General features: G+C 69.6%; 19 protein-coding genes. 7 read left to right on the forward strand and 12 right to left on the reverse strand.

The window, feature by feature from the left end:
* Positions 1-305: 305 nt before the first annotated feature.
* Positions 306-1,373: a hypothetical protein gene (locus tag ASG88_RS20785; RefSeq protein ID WP_157559869.1), complete on the forward strand. Its 1,068-nt coding sequence runs from the start codon at positions 306-308 to the stop codon at positions 1,371-1,373.
* Positions 1,374-1,666: 293 nt separating this feature from the next.
* Here the strand turns inward: ASG88_RS20785 and ASG88_RS20790 are convergent, their stop codons facing one another.
* From ASG88_RS20790 to ASG88_RS20800, 3 genes are all read right to left on the reverse strand, one after another.
* Complete coding sequence (locus ASG88_RS20790) at positions 1,667-2,719, reverse strand: DUF262 domain-containing protein (RefSeq protein ID WP_056889371.1); 1,053 nt, start codon at positions 2,717-2,719, stop codon at positions 1,667-1,669.
* The gene (locus ASG88_RS20795; RefSeq protein WP_056889372.1) at positions 2,716-3,315 is read right to left on the reverse strand and encodes a hypothetical protein; all 600 of its coding nucleotides are present in this window, start codon (positions 3,313-3,315) and stop codon (positions 2,716-2,718) included. The genes ASG88_RS20790 and ASG88_RS20795 overlap by 4 nt, the downstream gene beginning before the upstream one ends.
* 187 nt (positions 3,316-3,502) lie before the next feature.
* Complete coding sequence (locus ASG88_RS20800; RefSeq protein WP_200956534.1) at positions 3,503-4,891, reverse strand: hypothetical protein; 1,389 nt, start codon at positions 4,889-4,891, stop codon at positions 3,503-3,505.
* Positions 4,892-5,053: 162 nt separating this feature from the next.
* On the opposite strand from ASG88_RS20800, the gene ASG88_RS20805 reads away from it, so the two are divergent.
* Complete coding sequence (locus ASG88_RS20805; protein ID WP_056889373.1) at positions 5,054-5,512, forward strand: NfeD family protein; 459 nt, start codon at positions 5,054-5,056, stop codon at positions 5,510-5,512.
* A 5-nt stretch (positions 5,513-5,517) separates the two neighbouring features.
* A complete protein-coding gene (locus ASG88_RS20810; protein WP_082600844.1) occupies positions 5,518-6,480 on the forward strand; it encodes an SPFH domain-containing protein in 963 nt (320 codons plus the stop codon).
* Between the two features lie 28 nt (positions 6,481-6,508).
* Here the strand turns inward: ASG88_RS20810 and ASG88_RS20815 are convergent, their stop codons facing one another.
* Both ASG88_RS20815 and ASG88_RS20820 read right to left on the reverse strand, forming a co-directional pair.
* Complete coding sequence (locus tag ASG88_RS20815; RefSeq protein ID WP_056889374.1) at positions 6,509-7,432, reverse strand: PAS domain S-box protein; 924 nt, start codon at positions 7,430-7,432, stop codon at positions 6,509-6,511.
* A 100-nt stretch (positions 7,433-7,532) separates the two neighbouring features.
* On the reverse strand, positions 7,533-7,934 hold the full coding sequence (locus ASG88_RS20820) for an ANTAR domain-containing protein (protein ID WP_056889375.1): 402 nt from the start codon (positions 7,932-7,934) through the stop codon (positions 7,533-7,535).
* A 340-nt stretch (positions 7,935-8,274) separates the two neighbouring features.
* On the opposite strand from ASG88_RS20820, the gene ASG88_RS22795 reads away from it, so the two are divergent.
* Positions 8,275-8,742 carry a methyltransferase family protein gene (locus ASG88_RS22795; protein WP_200956535.1) on the forward strand — a complete coding sequence of 156 codons (468 nt, stop codon included), beginning with the start codon at positions 8,275-8,277 and terminating at the stop codon, positions 8,740-8,742.
* Positions 8,743-8,766: 24 nt separating this feature from the next.
* Here the strand turns inward: ASG88_RS22795 and ASG88_RS20830 are convergent, their stop codons facing one another.
* The 7 genes from ASG88_RS20830 to ASG88_RS20860 all read right to left on the reverse strand — a co-directional run bounded on the left by ASG88_RS20830 (position 8,767) and on the right by ASG88_RS20860 (position 14,708).
* A complete protein-coding gene (locus ASG88_RS20830; RefSeq protein ID WP_056889377.1) occupies positions 8,767-9,432 on the reverse strand; it encodes an AIM24 family protein in 666 nt (221 codons plus the stop codon).
* 66 nt (positions 9,433-9,498) lie between these two features.
* Positions 9,499-10,275 carry a heliorhodopsin HeR gene (heR, locus tag ASG88_RS20835; RefSeq protein WP_056889378.1) on the reverse strand — a complete coding sequence of 259 codons (777 nt, stop codon included), beginning with the start codon at positions 10,273-10,275 and terminating at the stop codon, positions 9,499-9,501.
* Positions 10,276-10,343: 68 nt separating this feature from the next.
* Positions 10,344-11,117 carry an alpha/beta fold hydrolase gene (locus ASG88_RS20840; protein ID WP_056889379.1) on the reverse strand — a complete coding sequence of 258 codons (774 nt, stop codon included), beginning with the start codon at positions 11,115-11,117 and terminating at the stop codon, positions 10,344-10,346.
* Positions 11,118-11,154: 37 nt separating this feature from the next.
* A complete protein-coding gene (locus ASG88_RS20845) occupies positions 11,155-13,155 on the reverse strand; it encodes an NADPH-dependent 2,4-dienoyl-CoA reductase (protein ID WP_056889380.1) in 2,001 nt (666 codons plus the stop codon).
* Positions 13,152-13,739 (reverse strand): PadR family transcriptional regulator, encoded by a 588-nt coding sequence (locus ASG88_RS20850; RefSeq protein WP_056889381.1) that lies wholly within the window; start codon positions 13,737-13,739, stop codon positions 13,152-13,154. The genes ASG88_RS20845 and ASG88_RS20850 overlap by 4 nt, the downstream gene beginning before the upstream one ends.
* A 157-nt stretch (positions 13,740-13,896) precedes the next feature.
* On the reverse strand, positions 13,897-14,421 hold the full coding sequence (locus ASG88_RS20855) for a hypothetical protein (protein WP_056889382.1): 525 nt from the start codon (positions 14,419-14,421) through the stop codon (positions 13,897-13,899).
* A complete protein-coding gene (locus ASG88_RS20860) occupies positions 14,418-14,708 on the reverse strand; it encodes a DUF4333 domain-containing protein (protein ID WP_082600847.1) in 291 nt (96 codons plus the stop codon). The genes ASG88_RS20855 and ASG88_RS20860 overlap by 4 nt, the downstream gene beginning before the upstream one ends.
* Positions 14,709-14,783: 75 nt before the next feature.
* Here ASG88_RS20860 and ASG88_RS20865 point away from each other — a divergent pair, with 75 nt between their 5' ends.
* From ASG88_RS20865 to ASG88_RS20875, 3 genes are read left to right on the forward strand one after another with little or no spacing between them, the layout of a single operon-like run.
* A complete protein-coding gene (locus ASG88_RS20865; RefSeq protein ID WP_056889383.1) occupies positions 14,784-15,944 on the forward strand; it encodes a CaiB/BaiF CoA transferase family protein in 1,161 nt (386 codons plus the stop codon).
* A 5-nt stretch (positions 15,945-15,949) separates the two neighbouring features.
* Positions 15,950-16,684, forward strand: a complete 735-nt coding sequence (locus ASG88_RS20870; protein ID WP_056889384.1) for a glutamine amidotransferase — start codon at positions 15,950-15,952, stop codon at positions 16,682-16,684.
* A gap of 54 nt (positions 16,685-16,738) precedes the next feature.
* On the forward strand, positions 16,739-18,184 hold the full coding sequence (locus ASG88_RS20875) for a flavin-containing monooxygenase (RefSeq protein WP_056889385.1): 1,446 nt from the start codon (positions 16,739-16,741) through the stop codon (positions 18,182-18,184).
* Positions 18,185-18,460: the final 276 nt, after the last annotated feature.

Consider the following 18,460-nt stretch of genomic DNA (forward strand, 5'->3'; position numbering starts at 1 on the left):
GCGGCGGTAGACGCACCCGAGTGTCAGACCCCCCGCTGTAACTTGGACAGATCTGGGATGATGCCCCGCGATCGCCTATGTCCGAACAGCCCTGGAAATCGACTCTGCCACGAGGCTGTATGCACGCCAATCCGTCGAAACCCGAAGGTAGGAACAACTGTTGGACGATATCGGACAGCGAACAATCGCGCAGAAGACAGCGACATGCGCGCCGAAGCCTTCGAAGTGCGGACACTTTGAGCGTTGGTGACAACGGAGGCGAGTACGAGCCCGTCGAGCGTTGGGTACGCGGCGTGGTTGGGCCATTGCTCGACAACCTCGTCAGCGCAATGCGTGATCACCTGTCGCCGCCTCTGACGCTGCCGCCCGGCGAACACGTCGCGACACGTGCCCCCGTGTTGGCAGCCGCGTACGACGCGTGCTCAAGCCCCCTCGTGCAACGGCTCGCAAATGACCCTGCCCAGGCCGCGGATGTGCGAGGCATGCTCCCGTGGCACCTCGCTGACCCCAAAGACGAACACCTCATCGCCACGTTGCTGGAGGCGGCGACGTTCAAGGAGTACTACGTGTTCGACCAAGCGATCTTCGCCACGAAGGATCCAACAGCTCGGCTGTACAAAGAACATCCAGAACTTCTAAGCGACACAGATGACGACGGACTCCTGCACACCGCTGGATACGAGGCCACTGCGCAAGTCTTGTTCCACCGCGGCTCAGCCATTCCCTATCACCGACTGCTGCGACGCAACTTCGCAGGACACGTCAACGACACTCTGACCCAGACGCTGCTCCAGACGACCGAGGGTGGAGCGGCGCGGCTGCGGCTTGCCTTGAACGAGCAGCACTTCATGGCTAAGTCTGCGTTCACCTCATATTTTGAGCACGACTACTGGTTCGGGCCGCCGCTCAGTGCCACGGTGCTCGACGATCAATACAAAGTCGGCACCACAGTCCATGCAGACCCGGAGTCCGGGCTAAGGCACGAGTATCCACGCCTATACGTCAACTGGGCGATGGACAAGGAGGGCCATAAGGTCGTCCAGATCGAGGAGCTTTCGGACGAATCCGGCTCGAATCAAGGGGGCTACAGGCTCTTGCGCTACCTGCACGCCATTCGAGACATCGAGCGCGGCATCTTCGTTCACTGCGACGGCGCCGTTCGCGCGTACACGCCTGAACAGTACGAACGTCGCTGTGGCAAAGACTTCGTCACCGGGCGGGAGTCAGCTTCCCGCTATCGCAAAGTGTTCCGCCTGGATGGGCACATCAGCACCGACGCTTGGAGCAACATCGCAGCGGGTTGGTTCCGTGGCAACACGCTCATGCTTGAGTATCTCGAAGGCTTGAGCTCGTCGGGTGACCCCGCCCCGTAGGCTCGGAGCTACCCGGCTCAGTTGGTAAGCCCTTAAAGCGCCAACCACCAGGACGGGCGGCTGCACGCACTGGACAAGATGGCTTGGGCACAGCCAGAGGCAGGGCAGTGCTCCGCTATATGCTCCTCGCTCGGAACCGAGGCCGCGTAACGATTCGTCGTAGGACCGCACACCGATAGGTCACGACGTCACCTGCCTCGAGAGGCGGCGGTGTGACGCATCTACGACTCTCTCCGCCGGAACATGCTGACAAAGCGACCCAGCTGCTCCCGTCCTTGCAGGCGCGCCGCGACCTACGGGGCAGTGCCATCATCTTGGGCACCACTGGCGTGCTCGACAGATGCGAAATGCTTGTCGAGTACATCCCCGAGCGATGCGGCACGACGAAGTCGGCGAGCACGTTCGTTGCTCCCCGAAATCACTGCTGCGTGATACGTGGACGCATCATCAGCCCACTGGTCGGGCTTCTTCCCCTCCGAAACTGAATCCACCGCCGCGTAGAACGATCTGAGGTCCTCGCCCAGTTCGTCGACGTTCAGGACCTGATCGGGGCCCTTCTTATAGACCTCTACCATGAGGGTAAGCAGGTCGTTCTTCTGGTATGCCCGCGTCGTCGCGCCCAGATCGCAGCGCTCGATGATCTCGGCGGTCTTCTTGAGCAGGCGGTCGACCTTGTCTCGCGCGGGGAACTCGTCGTTGTACCTGCGGAGAAACGCCTCGTGCTCGGAGTCTCGATTAAAGTAACCGGAAAGCACGGAAATTACTAAGGTAAGGGACCAGCGTACGTCGTTCATTCGCCTAACATCGACCGTCGTGAATACGCGGTGTTCTTCGAAGAACGACCAAGCGCTGACTTCTTCCGCGTAAGTCTTAAGTGCGCCAGCAAACCGCGCATTGTTGACTTCCATCGCATTCAACGAGTAGTTCGTGGAGTTCATCCGATAGAAGACCTCTTGGACCTCTCCCTCAGAGAGTCGACCGAGGTCTCGCACAACTACCTCGTAATCCAGAAAGGCCTGTTTCTGAGAATCTTCGAGTGTTGCGTACGCGGGCAGGTCGCCCAAACGAAGTTCGTCGGAGGCCGTGAAGTACTGGTGTAGTGTCGTAATGCGTTGTTGACCGTCAACGACCAGCTGCTTGCCCGCCCCAGTCGTGAGGTCGACATCGCCGTCGCACAGGAAGATCTCTGGAAACGGGTAGCCCTCCAGGACAGTCCTAATGAAAGACTGCTTGATGGGAGCAGTCCAGACAAGACGCCGCTGGAAATAGGGGCGTGGCACGAGTGAGCCTGCATTCAAGGCGGTCATCAGCTCGCGGACCTTCTTGTTCGTTGCCGTCGTCTTCATAGCTCTAGTGCCTCCTGACACTTCATCACAGCCAGCGTCTGGTACTCCTCAAGCACGTCAATGCTGTGCCAAACGGCGATTGTCACGGGATAGGGGGATCCTCCGACACGCTGCAACTCCGACTCCAAGTCGAACAACATTCGCCGCGTCGGGATCGCGTCAGAGTCTGGAACAACGTAGGGCTTGATCACGCCATTTGCGTGGTCGTTCTTGAAGTGGACACGTGTGTCGTCTTCCCACAGGCCGCCGCCTCGCGAGTAGCGACGCACTTCGCCCCACAGACGCTCGTAGAGTCCGGAGGAGGCGATGGCTAGGTCTACGTCCGAGTCATCGCCAAACAAGCCGTAGCGCCGGCGGGGCTTGATGCTGAACCCGAGCTTCGCCGATCCCACCAAGTACACATTCTGGTTAGGCGAGACCTGCAACGCCGCGCCAGCATGCTCGCGAAGGCGTGCATAGGTTTGGTCGTCGATGACGACAGAACCTCCGTGCGTGACAAACTCGCGAACGATAGTCCCAGCGCTGGCTCCACTCCGAAGGCGGTCCTGGAACCTCGCCAGCGCGTCAGTAAGCGCGATGTCCTCGACGAGCTCCACGGGGGCCCATCCTAGGGGCCCGCGACGTCAGCCAGCGGTAACCTGCCCCAGGTTGCCCAAGTCATTGGTTGCGTCCCCGCTGGGAAGGGGTAGCAAGCCTGCGTCCTTCTGGGCGGTTCGCCCCACCTTCTAAGCGCAAGAAGACGCGGTCCCGCGCCGGGGAGAGCGCGGGACCGCGACGCCCGTCTCAGCGGGCGCGCACCTTGTTCGACATCGTCGACCAGGAGCTGGCACCGGCGGCATTGAGGGCCCGGATCTTGAATCGGTAGGTGCCACGCTTGAGCACCATCGTGCGGGAGCGCGCGGAGCCGCTCAGCTTGTCCGAGGTGACCGCCTTGCCCCGAGCTCCGACCCGCACCGCGCGGACCTGGTAGGCGGCGGCACCGGCGACGGACTTCCACCGAGCGGTGGCGGTGGCACGGCCACCCGCTCGACCGGCCACGGCCTTCTTCACCTGCGGCGCTGACAGACGCACCTGGGAGGGCGCGGCCGGCGTACCGGTTGAGGGGGACCCAGGCAGGGACGGGGGAGCGGGGAGGAGCCCCGCGGCGGTGGCGGGCGTCAGCCTGCTGCCGGCGGGCACGGGGAAGGGGAAGCCCAGCACCGCGAGGCGGCCGCGGACCTGGTTCTGCGCCTGGCAGTCCTCGACGCAGTCGGTGGGCGGGTTGGCCACCTCGACGGCGTCCTCCCCGGTGACGAAGCCCATCCGGCCGCCGCTGGCGACGTCCCAGATCGACTGGCTCCCGCAGTGCTCGGCGCTCGGGGTCACGGGAGTGGCGGTGTTGCACTGGGGCTGGTCGACGCGCTCGGCGACCTGGGCGCTGTCGCGGGCGACAAAGGCGGGGGACACGTCGTTGCCGATGTTGGTGCGGGTGTTGACCTGCACGCAGAACTGGCTGGGTGGCCCGGTGACGACGCTGGTGCAGTCGGCGCCGAGGAATTGGCCGACGCGCTCGCGGAAGTTGGTGTTGTCGAAGAAGAAGGGCGTCATCCCGGGCTCGGACGACTGGGCGAGGGTGTGCACGATCCGCGTGGTCTGCCCGTCCCCGCGCTCCGGCTCCATCTGGAAGATGCCGCCCTGGGCGCAGTCCTTGGCCTGGATCTTCATCGACACCGCGGACCCGGTGCGCATGATGACCAGGTCCTCCTCGTCGAGGCTCACCTCCACGCCGCTGGTGAGCGTCGCGCCCCGGTGGTCCGGCACCTTGCTGGCCCACACCGGGGTGAACCGGCCGCCGGTCATGTCCTCCTCGTTGGCGGCACCCGTGAAGGCGTAGTCCAGGACGGCGAAGTCGGAGGCGCGTACGTCGAACTGGTTGTAGACGCCCCGCACGCCGAAGCGCTCCCCGAGGGCTGCGGCCGAGACGGTGCCCTCGGTCGGGCTCGAGGCCACCGTGGCACCGGTCGTCAGGTTGACCAGCCGGAAACCGCCGCCCGTGCACGCGTCCGAGCTCGCGGCGGTGGCGGGGACGGCGAGCACGCCGGCGGTCATCGTCGCGGCGCCGAGCGCGACGACCATCGGCGCGACCAGGCGGCGTACCCATCCTCGGTGGTGGTGCAGTCCTGCTGTGCTCATCTCGACGCTCCGCTCTGCGGCGTGTGGGGTCCGCCGTCCAGGCCTCCGAGCGTGTCCCTGGTGAGGAACGGGTCGCCATTGGACGTTGGTCCTAGTACCCCCGCCGATCTGCGCCTGGCGGCAGTACGCTGGGAGCACATCCTTCCCGGATGGAACCGTCACATGTGGCCGTACGCCTGGCTGGCAATCGCCCTTCTCCTCGGCGTGGTGGAAGTCCTCACGCTGACGCTGGCGTTCGGCCTGTTGGCGGGGGCGGCCCTCGTCGCCGCGATCGCCGCCGGCCTGGGCGCGCCGGTCGTCGTCCAGCTCCTGGCCTTCGCCGTCACGGGCGGCATCGCCCTCGTGGCGATCCGGCCCATCGCCCAACGACACCTGGCGCTCCCGCCGCTGTCCCGTGACGGCAGCGACGCCCTGATCGGCCGCTCGGCGCTGGTCACCCGCGAGGTCAGTGCGACCGGCGGTCTCGTGCACCTCTCGGGCGAGGACTGGTCGGCCCGGTCGTACGACGAGAGCCTCGTCATCCCGGCGGGCATCCGGGTCGACGTCTACGAGATCGACGGGGCCACCGCCCTGGTGCACCCCAGCGAGCCGCTGCCCGAAATCCGACCGAGAGAAGCGTGAGACCGATGGAGCTGTGGATCCCGATCGCCATCCTGGCGGTGCTGGTCGCCTTGGTGGTGGCCTCCGCCATCCGGATCGTGCCGCAGGCGCGGCGCTACAACATCGAGCGGTTCGGTCGCTACCAGCGCACACTGCAGCCCGGGCTCAACCTGCTCATCCCGCTGGTCGACCGGGTCAACACCAAGCTCGACGTCCGGGAGACCGTCTACACCAGCCAGCCCAAGCCGGTGATCACCGAGGACAACCTGGTGGTCGCCATCGACACCGTCCTCTACTACCAGATCACCGACCCGCGGGCGGCGGCGTACGGGGTGAACAACTACCTCCAGGCGATCGACCAGCTCACCGTCACCACCCTGCGCAACCTCATCGGGTCGATGGACCTCGAGAGCACGCTGACCTCCCGCGAGACGATCAACATCCGGCTGCGTGAGGTGCTGGACGAGGCCACCGGCAAGTGGGGCATCCGGGTCAACCGGGTGGAGATCAAGGCCATCGACCCGCCGCGCAGCATCCAGGAGGCGATGGAGAAGCAGATGCGCGCCGAGCGCGACAAGCGCGCGGTGATCCTCCAGGCCGAAGGTCATCGCCAGTCGCTGATCCTCACCGCGGAGGGCACCCGCAACAAGCTGATCCTCGAGGCGGAGGGCCGCCAGCAGGCGAAGATCCTCGAGGCCGACGGCGAGGCGAAGGCCCTGGAGCGGGTCTTCCAGGCGGTCCACGACAACGACGCCGACCCGCAGGTGCTGGCCTACAAGTACCTCGAGATGCTGCCCCGCCTCGCCGAGCACGGCAACGGCTACTTCGTCATCCCCGGTGAGCTCAGCGAGGCGATGCGGACCGTGACGTCGGCCTTCACCGCCGAGCAGAAGCAGGCGCGTCCGGCCGAGGAGGCCCGGGTCGAGGAGGCGCGGCCTGAGCCGATCCTCGAGCCCGAGCAGGTGAGGCCCCACACCCTGGGCGCCTGACCGGGGTCACGGGGCGTCCAGGTGCACGTCACCCGGTCGGCGGTGCGATGAGCGGCTCGCCGCCCACGACGCTCCGACACACGTCGTGGACGGTGAGGTGGTGGGACCGCGCGTAGGAGCGCAGCGACGCGAAGGCCTCGTCCGGCGTCACCCCGTCGCGGCCGACGAGGTACCCCTTGGCGAGCTCGATCACGAGCCGCGACTGCAGGGCGGTCTCGAGCTGTCTGGCTCGCAGCTCGGCCACTTCCTGCGCCACCCGCGCCGGGCTGGGGCGCAGGTTGCACACGACGCCCCGCACCGTCGGGTCGTCGAGCAGGTTGGTGAAGGCGGCCTCCGCCCACCTCCAGTCGTGCCACGCCTGCACCCGCACCTCGACGGGGGTGTGCACGCCCGGGTGGGCGACGACGTCCTCCAGCAGAGCCGCCAGAGCGGCGCGGTCCTCCTCGTGCAGCAGCGGGACGATGGAGGTGCCCATGAGCGCGTCCTGCTCCCAACCGAACAGCAGTTCCACGGCGGGGCTCGCGTAGGTGATCACGGCGTCACTGCGCAGCACCAGTGCCGCGTCGGTGGAGCGTTCGAGGAGGGGCCGCAGGGCGGTCCCGAGGTTGATGGAGACGCCGATGATTCCGACGAGGTTCCCGTCCCGGTAGATGCCGGAGTCGGTCACCAGGGCAGGGAACAGGGTGCCGTCCTTGCGGCGCACGGGGAACCCGCCGGACCACGGGACCCCGTCCCGGAGGGCGGCCATGATCTCGGCGGCGACATCCTGCCCCACCTCGGGCACGCTGAGCTCGGCGATGTTGCGGCCGATCGCCTCCTGCGCCGTCCAGCCGTAGAGCTCCTCGGCCGCAGGGTTCCAGAAGAGGACCACCCCGGCGGGGTCGGTCGTGATCACTGCCTGCCCGAGGGCCTCGAGCTGCTCGGTGGAGCTGATCCGCTGGTTGCTGGCCATGGCTTCATGGTGCCGACCTGGGACCGGAGACGTCAGGGTCGAAAGGCCGTGGCCGTCCGGGACGTCTTGCTCGGGGCGGTTCCGTCTGGCCGCGGGCCGGCTAGGCGCGGCCCAGGGAACGGGCCGCGTGCACGGCCGAGGTGTAGCGCCACTGCGTCGGGGCGGTAGCCGGTGATCGATCCGCCCCCGCGGGTGCGCGCCGCTCGGTCAGGTTGCGACGCAGCGTCACCTCCGGGACCGGGTCGGGTGCTGCTGCGATGTCGGCGCGGAGGCGCTGCTCGAGCCAGCGCACGATCCCCTGGGTCTCCGGGGTGACGCGCCCCTGGCAGATGCCCTTGACCAGGGCGCGAGCCACGTCCTCGAGGGGGGTGTCTGCCTCGCGCGCCCACCGGATCATGGCGGCCAGCGACTCGTAGGAGCCGACGCCGTAGCGGAGCATGATCGCCCCCTTGGCCTGCTCGACGAGGGCGCGATCCGAGTCGATGTTGAGGATGTCAGTCATGTGCCAGGGCCTCCAGGAGTGGGTTGTCGATGTCCTGGTCACCCCGTGGTCGACCAGGACGGCGCGCTCGGGCGCCGCGTCGAGCGCGCGTCCGGAGCAGGCGTGATGAGGCATCGTCCAGTCAGGGAACGAGCGGGCCTGCAGGCGTCCGTCGGGTCAAGAGCACGGCCACCCCTCCAGGTCGTAGATGACGAGCCACCGGAGGTCTGGGGTGGGGTTCCCGAGTGATCGGGAACACGATGCTGGGGTGGAACGTACCAGCGGCCCCGAGGGGCGGCAAGGCCCGCAAGGGCGGCCCGGGGGCGTCGACGACCGGCAGCGAAAGTGGCAGGGTGAGCGGGTGAAGCGTCTGCCTCCGCCGGTCCTGGCCCTGGCCGCGGGTTTCGCCCAACGGGTACTGACCCCCGACACGCCTCGGCCGTCCGCCGCACGTGCCCTGGTGGCCGGGGCCGTCGCCGCGACCTCCGCAGGACTGGCCGCCGCGTCCGCATCGCAGTTCCGTCGACAAGGCACCACGGTCGACCCCCTCGACCCGTCGCGCGCCGTCGTGCTCGTCACGACCGGCGTCAACGCCGTCACTCGCAACCCCATGTACGTGGGCATGGTCGGGTTGCTGGTCGCCAACGCCGTACGCCGCGGGGCATGGGCCGGCGCGCTCCCGGTCGTTGCCTTCGTGCTGGTGATCGACCGCTTGCAGATCGCCGCCGAGGAGCCCGCCCTGCTCGCCAACTTCGGCGCCGACTACGAGGCATACCGGGCGTCCGTGCCGCGGTGGCTCGATCGCCGGTCGCTGGCCATCGGGCGCTAGGCGCCGCTCGGGGCGGCAGGTCGCTCAGTGGGTGTGCGGCGGCGCGACGCGGCCCTCGCTGGCCTGGACGACGACGAAGCCCTGGCCGGCGAAGACGAGCTGGAACGCCTCACCGGATCCGCGGCCGATGAGCGCGCTCGCTCCCGCCGTACGCCGCACGCTCGTGGTGAGCGACGTCGACCAGGCGACGGCCGCCTGGATGTCGGCGTACGTGGGTGCGTCGACGTCGAGGACCACGGGCGTGCCGTGCGAGGTGATCGCGACCGTCCCGGTGCCGGTGAACGTGGTGTTGAAGACACCGCCGGCCATCATCGACGCTCCCTCGACCCGCTTGATGTCCCACGTGAGCGAGGAGTCGAAGGCGAGGACGTTGCTGCCGTTGACCGTCAGCGCGTCGCCGTCGAGGTTGACCAGGTGGATCTCCATGGCGTCGTCGGCCAGGAAGACGTCACCGCGACCGGTGACCTTCATCAGCGACATGCCCTCGCCGGTGAACGCCTTCTTGAACAGCTTGCCCATGCCGCCCGAGCCCTGGTAGGCGAAGTCGACCTCTCCCTGGTAGGCGACCATCGACCCCTGCCGCGCCATCACGTCCCCGTCGAGTGCGACCCGCAACATGCGGGAGTTCTGCAACGTGAAGCGGTCGGTGGTGCCTGACTCGAGGTTCTCGCCGAACAGGTCGCTGCGCATGGGACTCCTCGGGATGAGTGGGTGGCGTTCCTGGGGCCACAGCCTATGGCCGTCTTCGCGACGACGTCAGGACGCCAGCGAGCCGCCGAAGATCTGCCAGGCGAGGGCGGACTTCGCGACGAGGCTGAGCACCAGGTAGGCCCGCTCGCCGAACGCGTAGCTGCGCCACGGCCCGACCCGTCGGTACTGCAACCACTGGTTGAGCGCGAAGCTGTTGAAGAAGACGAACAGCGAGACGAAGATGCCGACGACGAAGCCGGGGACCTCCTCGGCAGCGACGAGGTTGTAGCCGATCGCCACCCACGGTGCGGCGCCCGCGACGCAGCCGAACCAGAACGGCTTCATCGTCACCGACGGGCTGCCCGGTGGGTTGGCGGACTCCTGGAGCCAGCCGAAGAGGATCATCGCCACGTTGGCGCCGATGATCCCGATGAGCGCGGAGATCCCGTCGATGCCCGAGTAGAGGGCGATCAGGACGACCATGATCGTGGCGCTGAACGAGTACTCCACCCACCGGAACCGGTTGATCCCGCCGAGGAGGTCGCGCTCGTACGTACGCCGCAGGGCAGTCGCCGTCAGCAGGTGGTCGAGCCCGGCGAGCACGAGGAACGCCGCGATGGCGACACCGATCGGGAGGTCGAAGAGCGCCTCCGGCGACGCGGTCGGCGTACCCGGGGGGCCGGTGGGCAGCGACCGGGTGATGGTGATCGCGAAGTCGGTCGCCAGCACCACCACCGCGACCGCCTGGCCCAGGTGGAGCACCGTGAGGCCGAGGTTCCATCCCTTCAGGGACCGCAGGGCCCGGTCGTCGACGCCGGCCGCGGTCACCTCGGGAGTGGTCATGCGGCCATGATGCCGTGCCGGGGTCGATCCGGGAGCGGGTCCGCCCGGGCAGCCCGGTCCTCGGCGGGTCAGGCCGGGTCGCGGGCGAGCCGGTCGGCGACGACCGCCCAGACGTCCGGGTCGACGCCCATGCCGATGTGGGTCGAGGACACCTCGACGTGCTCCACGCCCGGGGTGGAGCGGTCGATGCACGCCTGCCAGGAGACGATCCCGTCCCGCTGGGAGAAGACGGCGGTGAGCGGCACCCGGATGGGTGCCGCGGGGTCGAGTCGGCGGGTGACCCGCCGGGTGCCGCCGGCCTGGGCGCGCGCGATGGTGGTGTGGGCCGGTCCGCCGACCACCGGCGTGCCGTAGGTGATGACGCGTCGTACGGCGTCGGGATGACGGCGAGCCACCTCGCGGGCGATGACGCCGCCGAGGCTCCACCCGACCAACGAGGCGGCCGCGCCTTCCTGGTCGACGAGGTCGAGCACCCGCGCGGCCAGCCGCTCGACGTCACGGCGGGGGTCGCCCAGGTTGGTGCCGAAGCCCCAGCCGCGGGCGTCGTAGCCCAGTGCCCGCAGGTAGGCGCGCAGCGGCGCACCGGTGACCTCGGGAGCCCGCCACCCCGGGATGTCCACCACCAGGTGGCCGTCGCCGCGGGGAGCCGTGGCCAGGCGGGGCACGGCCCCCACCAGCCGGACGGCGGCGAGGGCGGAGCCGAGCTCGCCGAGCGCCGTCCACGTGGACGGCGGTCCCGTCGGCGACGCCAGGGGCGAGGTGTCCGGGTGCTCGCGCGCACGGGAACGGACGCCGGCGGCGGCGAGGACCGGTCGGCCCGGGTGCGGGAGGGAGCGCCACATGGGCACGACGCTACGTCGGTCTGGGGAGTCACTCACCTCAGAGCGCCGCGACGACCTCGGTCCCCTGCTTGATCGCCCGCTTGGCGTCGAGCTCGGCGGCCACGTCAGCGCCGCCGATGAGGTGGACGCTGCGGTGGTCGAGGACGTCGTACAGGTCGCGCACGGACTCCTGCCCGGCGCAGATGACGACGTGGCCGACGTCGAGCACGCGCGGGGTGCCGTCGACGGTGATGTGCAGGCCGGCGTCGTCGATCCGGTCGTACGTCGCGCCGATGACCTGGGTGACGCCCGACTGCTTGAGCACCGCGCGGTGCGCCCAGCCCGACGTCTTGCCGAGGCCGATGCCGATGGGCGTGGCCTTGCGCTGGACGAGCGTGACGTCGCGAGCCGGTGTGCGCGGCTTGGCCTCGGTCAGCCCGCCCGGGTTGAGGGTCGGGTCGCCGACGCCCCAGTGGGCGTACCAGTCCTCGACCGTCTCGCTCGGGTCGTGGGCGAGGAAGTGGCTCACGTCGACGCCGATGCCGCCGGCGCCGATCACGGCCACCCGCTTGCCGACGGTCACGGAGCCGTCGAGCACCGCGGCGTACGACACGGCCTTGGGGTGGTCGATGCCCTCGATGACGGGGATGCGCGGGACGACGCCGCTGGCCACGACGACGTGGTCGTACGCCGCGAGGTCGGCCGCCAAGGCCTCCGTCGAGGTCCGCACGTCCACGCCGAGCACCTCGAGGCGACGGGTGAAGTAGCGCAGCGTGTCGGCGAAGTCCTCCTTGCCGGGGACCTGCATGGCGAGTCGGAACTGGCCGCCCAGCTCGGCGTGCTTCTCGAAGAGGGTGGTCGTGAAGCCGCGCTCGGCGGCGTTGACCGCGGCGGCCAGGCCGGCCGGGCCGGCACCCACGACGGCGACCGTCGCCGGACGCAGGGTCGGCATCAGCACCAGCTCGGTCTCGTGGCAGGCGCGGGGGTTGACCAGGCAGGACGCGCGCCGGTTGCTGAAGGTGTGGTCGAGGCAGGCTTGGTTGCAGGCGATGCAGGTGTTGATCTCGTCGGCGCGGTCGTCGAGCGCCTTGGCGACGAAGGCCGGGTCAGCCAGGAACGGCCGCGCCATCGACACCATGTCGGCTTGCCCGGAGGCGATGATCTCCTCGGCCAGCTCCGGGGTGTTGATCCGGTTGGACGCGCACACCGGCACGTCGACGACCTCGGTCAGCCGCGCCGTGACGCTCGCCCACGCGGCACGCGGGACCTGCGTGATGATCGTGGGGACACGCGCCTCGTGCCAGCCGATGCCGGTGTTGAAGACGGTGACGCCGGCCTCCTCGAGCTTGCCCGCCAGCTCGACGACCTCGTCCCACGTCTGGCCGCCCTCGACGAGGTCGAGCAGCGAGATCCGGTACATGATCGGGAAGCCCTCGCCGACCGCCTCGCGCGTGCGCCGCACGATCTCGACGGGGAAGCGCATCCGGTTGCGCGCGCTGCCGCCCCACCGGTCGGTGCGGTGGTTGGTGCGGGTGGCGAGGAACTGGTTGATCAGGTAGCCCTCGGAGCCCATGATCTCGACGCCGTCGTAGCCCGCCTTCTGCGCCAGGCGTGCGGCGTTCGCGAAGTCGGAGGCCGTCTTGTCGACCGCCTTGGTCGACAGGGCGCTCGGGCTGAAGGGGGTGATCGGCGACCTGATCGACGAGGCCCCGACGGAGAACGGGTGGTAGCCGTAACGGCCCGCGTGCAGGATCTGCAGGGCGATCGCGCCACCGGCCTCGTGCACCGCTCCGGTCACCCGCTGGTGCCGGATGGCCTGCAGCCGCGTGGTCATCTCGGAGGCGAAGGGCTTGAGCCAGCCGCGCTTGTTGGGCGCGTAGCCGCCGGTCACGATCAGGCCGGCGCCGCCGCGGGCGCGCTCGGCGAAGTAGGCCCCCAGCTTGTCGATGTCCCACGGGTAGTCCTCGAGGCCGGTGTGCATCGAGCCCATGACCACGCGGTTGCGCAGGGTCAGGTTGCCGAGGGTGATCGGCTCGAGGAGGTGCGGGTAGGACGTCATCGGAGTGCCTCTTCTTCGGTGGGGGCTGTCTCGGTGGTTGAGGTGCGAGCGGAGCGAGCCTCGAAACCGTGCGCGTCGAGGTAGTCGGTGAGCCAGGTGATCCAGAACTGCTCCAGCCCGATCCCGCCGCGCAGGACGAGGAGCTGGTCGAGCTCGAGCCCGGTCGCGTGGCTCGGCATCACGGCCTCCAGCTGGCGGTAGTGCGCCAGCCGGGTCTCGTGGTCGGCCCGCGCGTCGGCGACGTGCCGCAGCAGCGTCGCGCGATCGCCGTACGACGCCCCGCGCAGCTTGACGGCCAGCTCGCTGCGGAAGGTCTCCGAGCCCATCGGCTCGGCCAGCCAGTCGGTGAGGACCTGCCTGCCGGCGGCAGAGACGGCGTACACCTTCTTGTCCGGTCGGCCGGTCTGGCCGACGGTCTCGACGGTGACCCAGCCGTCGCCCTCCATGCGGGCAAGGACGCGGTAGATCTGCTGGTGGGTGGCGTGCCAGAAGAAGCCGATCGACTTCTCGAAGCGCCGCGCGAGGTCGAGGCCGGACGCGGGCTGCTCGCGCAGGGCGACGAGGAGCGCGTGTTCGAGGGCCACCGGAGGATCGTGGCAGACCTATGCAACGAGTTGCAAGGTGGTGTGACGCAGCACTGTGTCGGCGAGTCGGACACCGTAGGGGCGTTGCACCGGGCACACGGTGACGGAGTCCCCGGCTGAGCGGGGACTTCACCGCAACCAAGCCGGACCTCCCGGCTCAGAACTTCCCGAGGAAGAACAGGATCAGCAGCGTCACGGCCGTGACCACAGCGCCGACCAGCGCGACCCCGGCGAACACCAGCCCGATCTTCTCCGCGGGGGCGCGCCTCTCGGTGCGCCCGAGCTGCTTCGCCACGGCGGTGACCAGGTCGCGGCCCTCCGCGGAGCTGAAGCGGTAGTCGACCACCGTGCCGATGGTGCCGTCCTCGCGGACGCCCCAGGCCTTCTCCACCCCGAGCTCCCGGACGCGGCCGTGGACCCGCTCGGCCTGTGCGGAGAGCCGCGGCACGCCGCCGACCCACTCCACGGTGCGGGAGTCGTCGGTGACGGCGAAGGTGCCGTCGCCCGGTGCGGCGACGTGGTGGACGTAGGTCTTGCGCAGCCCGGCCTTGCCCAGCAGCGTCCACCAGTGGTCGTCGGCGATGTCGAGGGCAACGTCGAAGCCCTCGTGGGTCCGGGTCACGGCATACGGCGACCCCTGCGCGGCCGCGGCCACCGCCCCGAGGAGCTCCTCATCGATCACGGCATCTGGTCCACGACGTAGTCGAAGTCGACGTCGGTCCCGTCGACCTCGGTGACGGTGACGTCCACGCCGAGCTCGTCGGGGCCGGCGGTCAGGCTGCAGCGCTGCTCGGCGCCGACCTCGCCCTCGAGGTCGCCGGAGCACTCCACCTTGTCGGGTCGCTGCCCCACGTCCTTCTCCAGGGCGTCGGCCAGCTGGTCCTCGAGCGAGTCGGCGCTGATGGTGGTGCTCGCCGAGCAGGCGGCCAGGGCCACGGTCAGGACTGCAGTCGCGAGGGCGGTGCGCATGCGGGCAGTGTGCCAAAGGTGGCGTGCTGCGACTGAAGCGCGCGACGCTGACACCAGTTCTGTCATGATCGGCGCATGAGCGAGCCACTCGGGCAGGGGACGGGTCCGCTGCGGGGCATCAAGGTCGTCGAGATCGCCGGCATCGGCCCCGGGCCGCACGCCTGCATGATCCTGGCCGACCTCGGCGCCGACGTGATCCGGGTCGACCGCAAGGGCGGCGACATGCTCGGCGCGGGGCGCCACGACGTGCTCACCCGCGGCCGCCCGAGCGTCGCCCTCGACCTCAAGCACCCCGACGCCGTGGCCACCGTCCTCGACCTGGTCGAGCAGGCCGACGTGCTCGTCGAGGGGATGCGCCCCGGCGCCATCGAGCGCCTCGGCCTCGGGCCCGACGAGTGCCACGCGCGCAACCCGCGGCTGGTCTACGGCCGGATGACCGGCTGGGGCCAGGACGGTCCGTGGGCCCGCACCGCCGGCCACGACATGAACTACGTCGCCATCACCGGCGCCCTCCACGGCCTCGGCCAGGACCCGGTGCGCCCGCACTTCCCGACCAACCTGCTCGGCGACTTCGGCGGCGGCTCGACCTACCTCGTCATCGGCATCCTCGCCGCGCTCCTCGAGGCGAGGGTCAGCGGGCAGGGTCAGGTCGTGGACGCCGCGATCGTCGACGGCACCGCCCACCTCAACGCGATGGCCAGCACCTTCGCCGCGCTCGGGCTCGACACCGGCCGGCGCGCGTCCGGCCTGCTCGACGGTGGCACGCCCTACTACGACCTCTACGAGACGGCCGACGGCCGGCACATGAGCGTCGGCCCGCTGGAGCCGCAGTTCTACGCCGAGCTGGTCCGCCTCCTCGAGCTCGACCTCCCCGACCGCGACGACCCCGCCAACTTCCCGGCGATCCGGGAGGCGCTCACCGCGAGGTTCAAGGAGCGCACCCAGGCGGAGTGGAGCGCGCTCTTCGACGGCACCGAGGCCTGCGTCGCGCCCGTCGTACCCCTCGCCGACGCCCCGCACCACCCGCACCTCGCCGCCCGTGGCACCTTCGTCGAGCGGGACGGCACCACCCAGCCCGCCCCCGCGCCGCGCTTCTCCCGCACGCCTGCGACGCTCGGCACCGCGCCCGGGGGACCCGGCGCCCACACCCGCGAGGCGCTCACCGCCTGGGGCATCGACGACGTCGACGCGCTCCTGGCCAGCGGCGCCGCGACCCAGGCCCCGCACGAGAACTGAGCACGATGAAACCCTTCCTCTTCCTCGGCACCCGCGCCGAGGACGACGTCGCCCAGCAGGAGTACGACGGCGTCCTCGCCGGCACCGGGCTGCGCCCCGACGAGCTCGTGCGCGTCCGGCTCGAGGCCTCGCCCCTGGGCTGGATCGAGCTCGAGGACCTGTCCGGGATCATCCTCGGCGGCGGACCCTTCAACGTCTCCGACCCCGACGACGCGAAGTCGCCCGTGCAGCGCCGCGTCGAGGCCGAGCTCAACGACCTGGCGATCCGCGTGGTCGAGCTCGACTTCCCCTTCCTCGGGGCCTGCTACGGCATCGGCGTGCTCGGCACCCTCGACGGGGGCACCGTGGACCGGACGTACGGCGAGCCCATCGGCGCGCTGCCCGTGCGGCTGAGCGCCGAGGGCGCCGAGGACCCGCTCTTCGGCGCGCTGCCGGAGGTGTTCGACGCCTACCTCGGCCACAAGGAGGCGGTGTCCCGGCTGCCCGGGAGCGCGGTGCTCCTCGCCTCCACCGACACCTGCCCGGTGCACGCCTTCCGGATCGGCCGCAACGTCTACGCCACCCAGTTCCACCCCGAGCTCGATGCCGTCGCGATCTGCGACCGGATCGACGCCTACAGCGCACACGGCTACTACGAGCCGCACGAGCAGGAGTCCCTCAAGGCGGCCGCCCGCGAGGCGATGGTCACCGAGCCCGTCCGGCTGCTGGCCCGCTTCGTCGAGCTGCACGCCCGCCCCTAGACCTGCACCCGCCCGGTCCGCCCCGACCCGGCACGATCCGCGAGAAGGAGAGCCATGTCCGACCACGTCGACGTACTCATCATCGGAGCCGGCCTGTCCGGCATCGGGGCAGCGGCCCAGCTCACCCGCGAGCACCCCGGCCGGTCGTACGCCGTCCTCGAGCGGCGCGCGGCCAGCGGCGGCACGTGGGACCTTTTCCGCTATCCCGGGATCCGCTCCGACTCCGACATGTTCACCCTCGGCTACCGCTTCAAGCCGTGGCGCGGCGACAAGGCCCTCGCCGACGGGCCGTCGATCCTCGCCTACGTGCGCGAGACCGCGCGGGAGTACGGCATCGACGAGCACATCCGCTATGGGTACGACGCCCGCGCGGCGTCGTGGGACAGCGACACCGCGACGTGGACGGTGACCATCGAGCACAGCGACGGCGAGTCCAGCGAGATGACCTGCCACTTCCTGTGGGCGACCACCGGCTACTACGACTACGAGCAGGGCTACCGGCCGGACTTCCCCGGGGAGGACTCGTTCGGCGGGCAGGTCATCCACCCGCAGCACTGGCCCGAGGACCTCGACCACACCGGCAAGAAGGTCGTCGTGATCGGCTCCGGTGCCACGGCCGTGACGCTCGTCCCGGCGCTGGCCGAGTCGGGGGCCGGCCACGTGACCATGCTGCAGCGCTCCCCGACGTACATCCTCTCGCTCCCCGCCGAGGACAAGGTCGCGCAGCGGCTCAAGAAGGTGCTGCCCGAGAAGCTCGCCTACGCAGCGACCCGCTGGAAAAACGTCGGCGTCTCGACCGGGCTCTTCCAGCTGAGCCGGCGCCGGCCGGGGACGATGCGCGGTTTCATCCGCAAGGAGAACGCCAAGCGGCTGCCCGAGGGCTACGACGTCGACACCCACTTCAGGCCGACCTACGACCCGTGGGACCAGCGCCTCTGCCTGGTGCCCGACGGCGACCTGTTCCGGGTGATCAAGGACGGTCGTGCCGAGGTCGTGACCGACACGATCGAGACGTTCACCCCCACCGGTGTGCGGCTGGCGTCGGGGCGTGAGCTCGAGGCCGACATCGTGGTGACCGCGACCGGGCTGCAGCTCAAGGCCTTCGGCGGGATGACCTTCGACGTCGACGGCCGGCGCGTCGAGCTGCCCGAGACGATGGCCTACAAGGCGCTGATGCTCAGCGGGATCCCCAACTTCGCCTACACGATCGGCTACACCAACGCCTCCTGGACGCTCAAGGCCGACCTGGTGGGGGAGTACGTCTGTCGGCTGCTCTCGTACCTGGACGCCCACGGGCTCCGCTCCGCCGTGCCGGTGCCGGACGCGTCGATCGGCGAGCAGCCGTTCATGGACTTCGCGGCGGGCTACGTGCTGCGGGTCATCGACACCCTGCCCAAGCAGGGCGACGTCGAGCCGTGGAAGCTCAAGCAGAACTACTTCCACGACATGCGCACCATCCGGCGCGGGGCGATCGACGACGGGGCCCTGGCCTTCCGCTGATCACGACGTCACGGGGTCTGGTGCACTGAAGTGCCCGGTCGATCGCGGGCACGAACGAGGCAGTTCGTGGCCGGCCGGGCCGTGCTGGGCGTGCCGGCCGGGGATCGGCGATCGGACTGCCTTCGCTGTGCTCGCCGTCGTCGGAGCCGCACCGTCGTACGCCGCCAGTTGTGGCCGGACCCGGCGTCAGACGACAGGGGTCGACGGGGCCTCCGGGCAGCTGGCGGGAGACGACAGGGGTCGACGGGGCCTCCGGGCAACTGGCGAGGGACGACA

It is taken from the genome of Nocardioides sp. Soil777, assembly GCF_001428425.1.
GTDB classification, from domain to species: Bacteria; Actinomycetota; Actinomycetes; order Propionibacteriales; family Nocardioidaceae; genus Nocardioides; species Nocardioides terrigena.

Excerpts from the sequence above, each read along its gene's own strand:
- ASG88_RS20790 (WP_056889371.1), bottom strand. The coding sequence starts at position 2,719 with ATGAAGACGACGGCAACGAACAAGAAGGTCCGCGAGCTGATGACCGCC.
- ASG88_RS20800 (WP_200956534.1), bottom strand. The coding sequence starts at position 4,891 with ATGAGCACAGCAGGACTGCACCACCACCGAGGATGGGTACGCCGCCTG.
- ASG88_RS20805 (WP_056889373.1), top strand. The coding sequence starts at position 5,054 with ATGTGGCCGTACGCCTGGCTGGCAATCGCCCTTCTCCTCGGCGTGGTG.
- ASG88_RS20810 (WP_082600844.1), top strand. The coding sequence starts at position 5,518 with ATGGAGCTGTGGATCCCGATCGCCATCCTGGCGGTGCTGGTCGCCTTG.
- ASG88_RS20815 (WP_056889374.1), bottom strand. The coding sequence starts at position 7,432 with ATGGCCAGCAACCAGCGGATCAGCTCCACCGAGCAGCTCGAGGCCCTC.
- ASG88_RS20820 (WP_056889375.1), bottom strand. The coding sequence starts at position 7,934 with ATGACTGACATCCTCAACATCGACTCGGATCGCGCCCTCGTCGAGCAG.
- ASG88_RS20830 (WP_056889377.1), bottom strand. The coding sequence starts at position 9,432 with ATGCGCAGCGACCTGTTCGGCGAGAACCTCGAGTCAGGCACCACCGAC.
- heR (WP_056889378.1), bottom strand. The coding sequence starts at position 10,275 with ATGACCACTCCCGAGGTGACCGCGGCCGGCGTCGACGACCGGGCCCTG.
- ASG88_RS20840 (WP_056889379.1), bottom strand. The coding sequence starts at position 11,117 with ATGTGGCGCTCCCTCCCGCACCCGGGCCGACCGGTCCTCGCCGCCGCC.
- ASG88_RS20845 (WP_056889380.1), bottom strand. The coding sequence starts at position 13,155 with ATGACGTCCTACCCGCACCTCCTCGAGCCGATCACCCTCGGCAACCTG.
- ASG88_RS20860 (WP_082600847.1), bottom strand. The coding sequence starts at position 14,708 with ATGCGCACCGCCCTCGCGACTGCAGTCCTGACCGTGGCCCTGGCCGCC.
- ASG88_RS20865 (WP_056889383.1), top strand. The coding sequence starts at position 14,784 with ATGAGCGAGCCACTCGGGCAGGGGACGGGTCCGCTGCGGGGCATCAAG.
- ASG88_RS20870 (WP_056889384.1), top strand. The coding sequence starts at position 15,950 with ATGAAACCCTTCCTCTTCCTCGGCACCCGCGCCGAGGACGACGTCGCC.
- ASG88_RS20875 (WP_056889385.1), top strand. The coding sequence starts at position 16,739 with ATGTCCGACCACGTCGACGTACTCATCATCGGAGCCGGCCTGTCCGGC.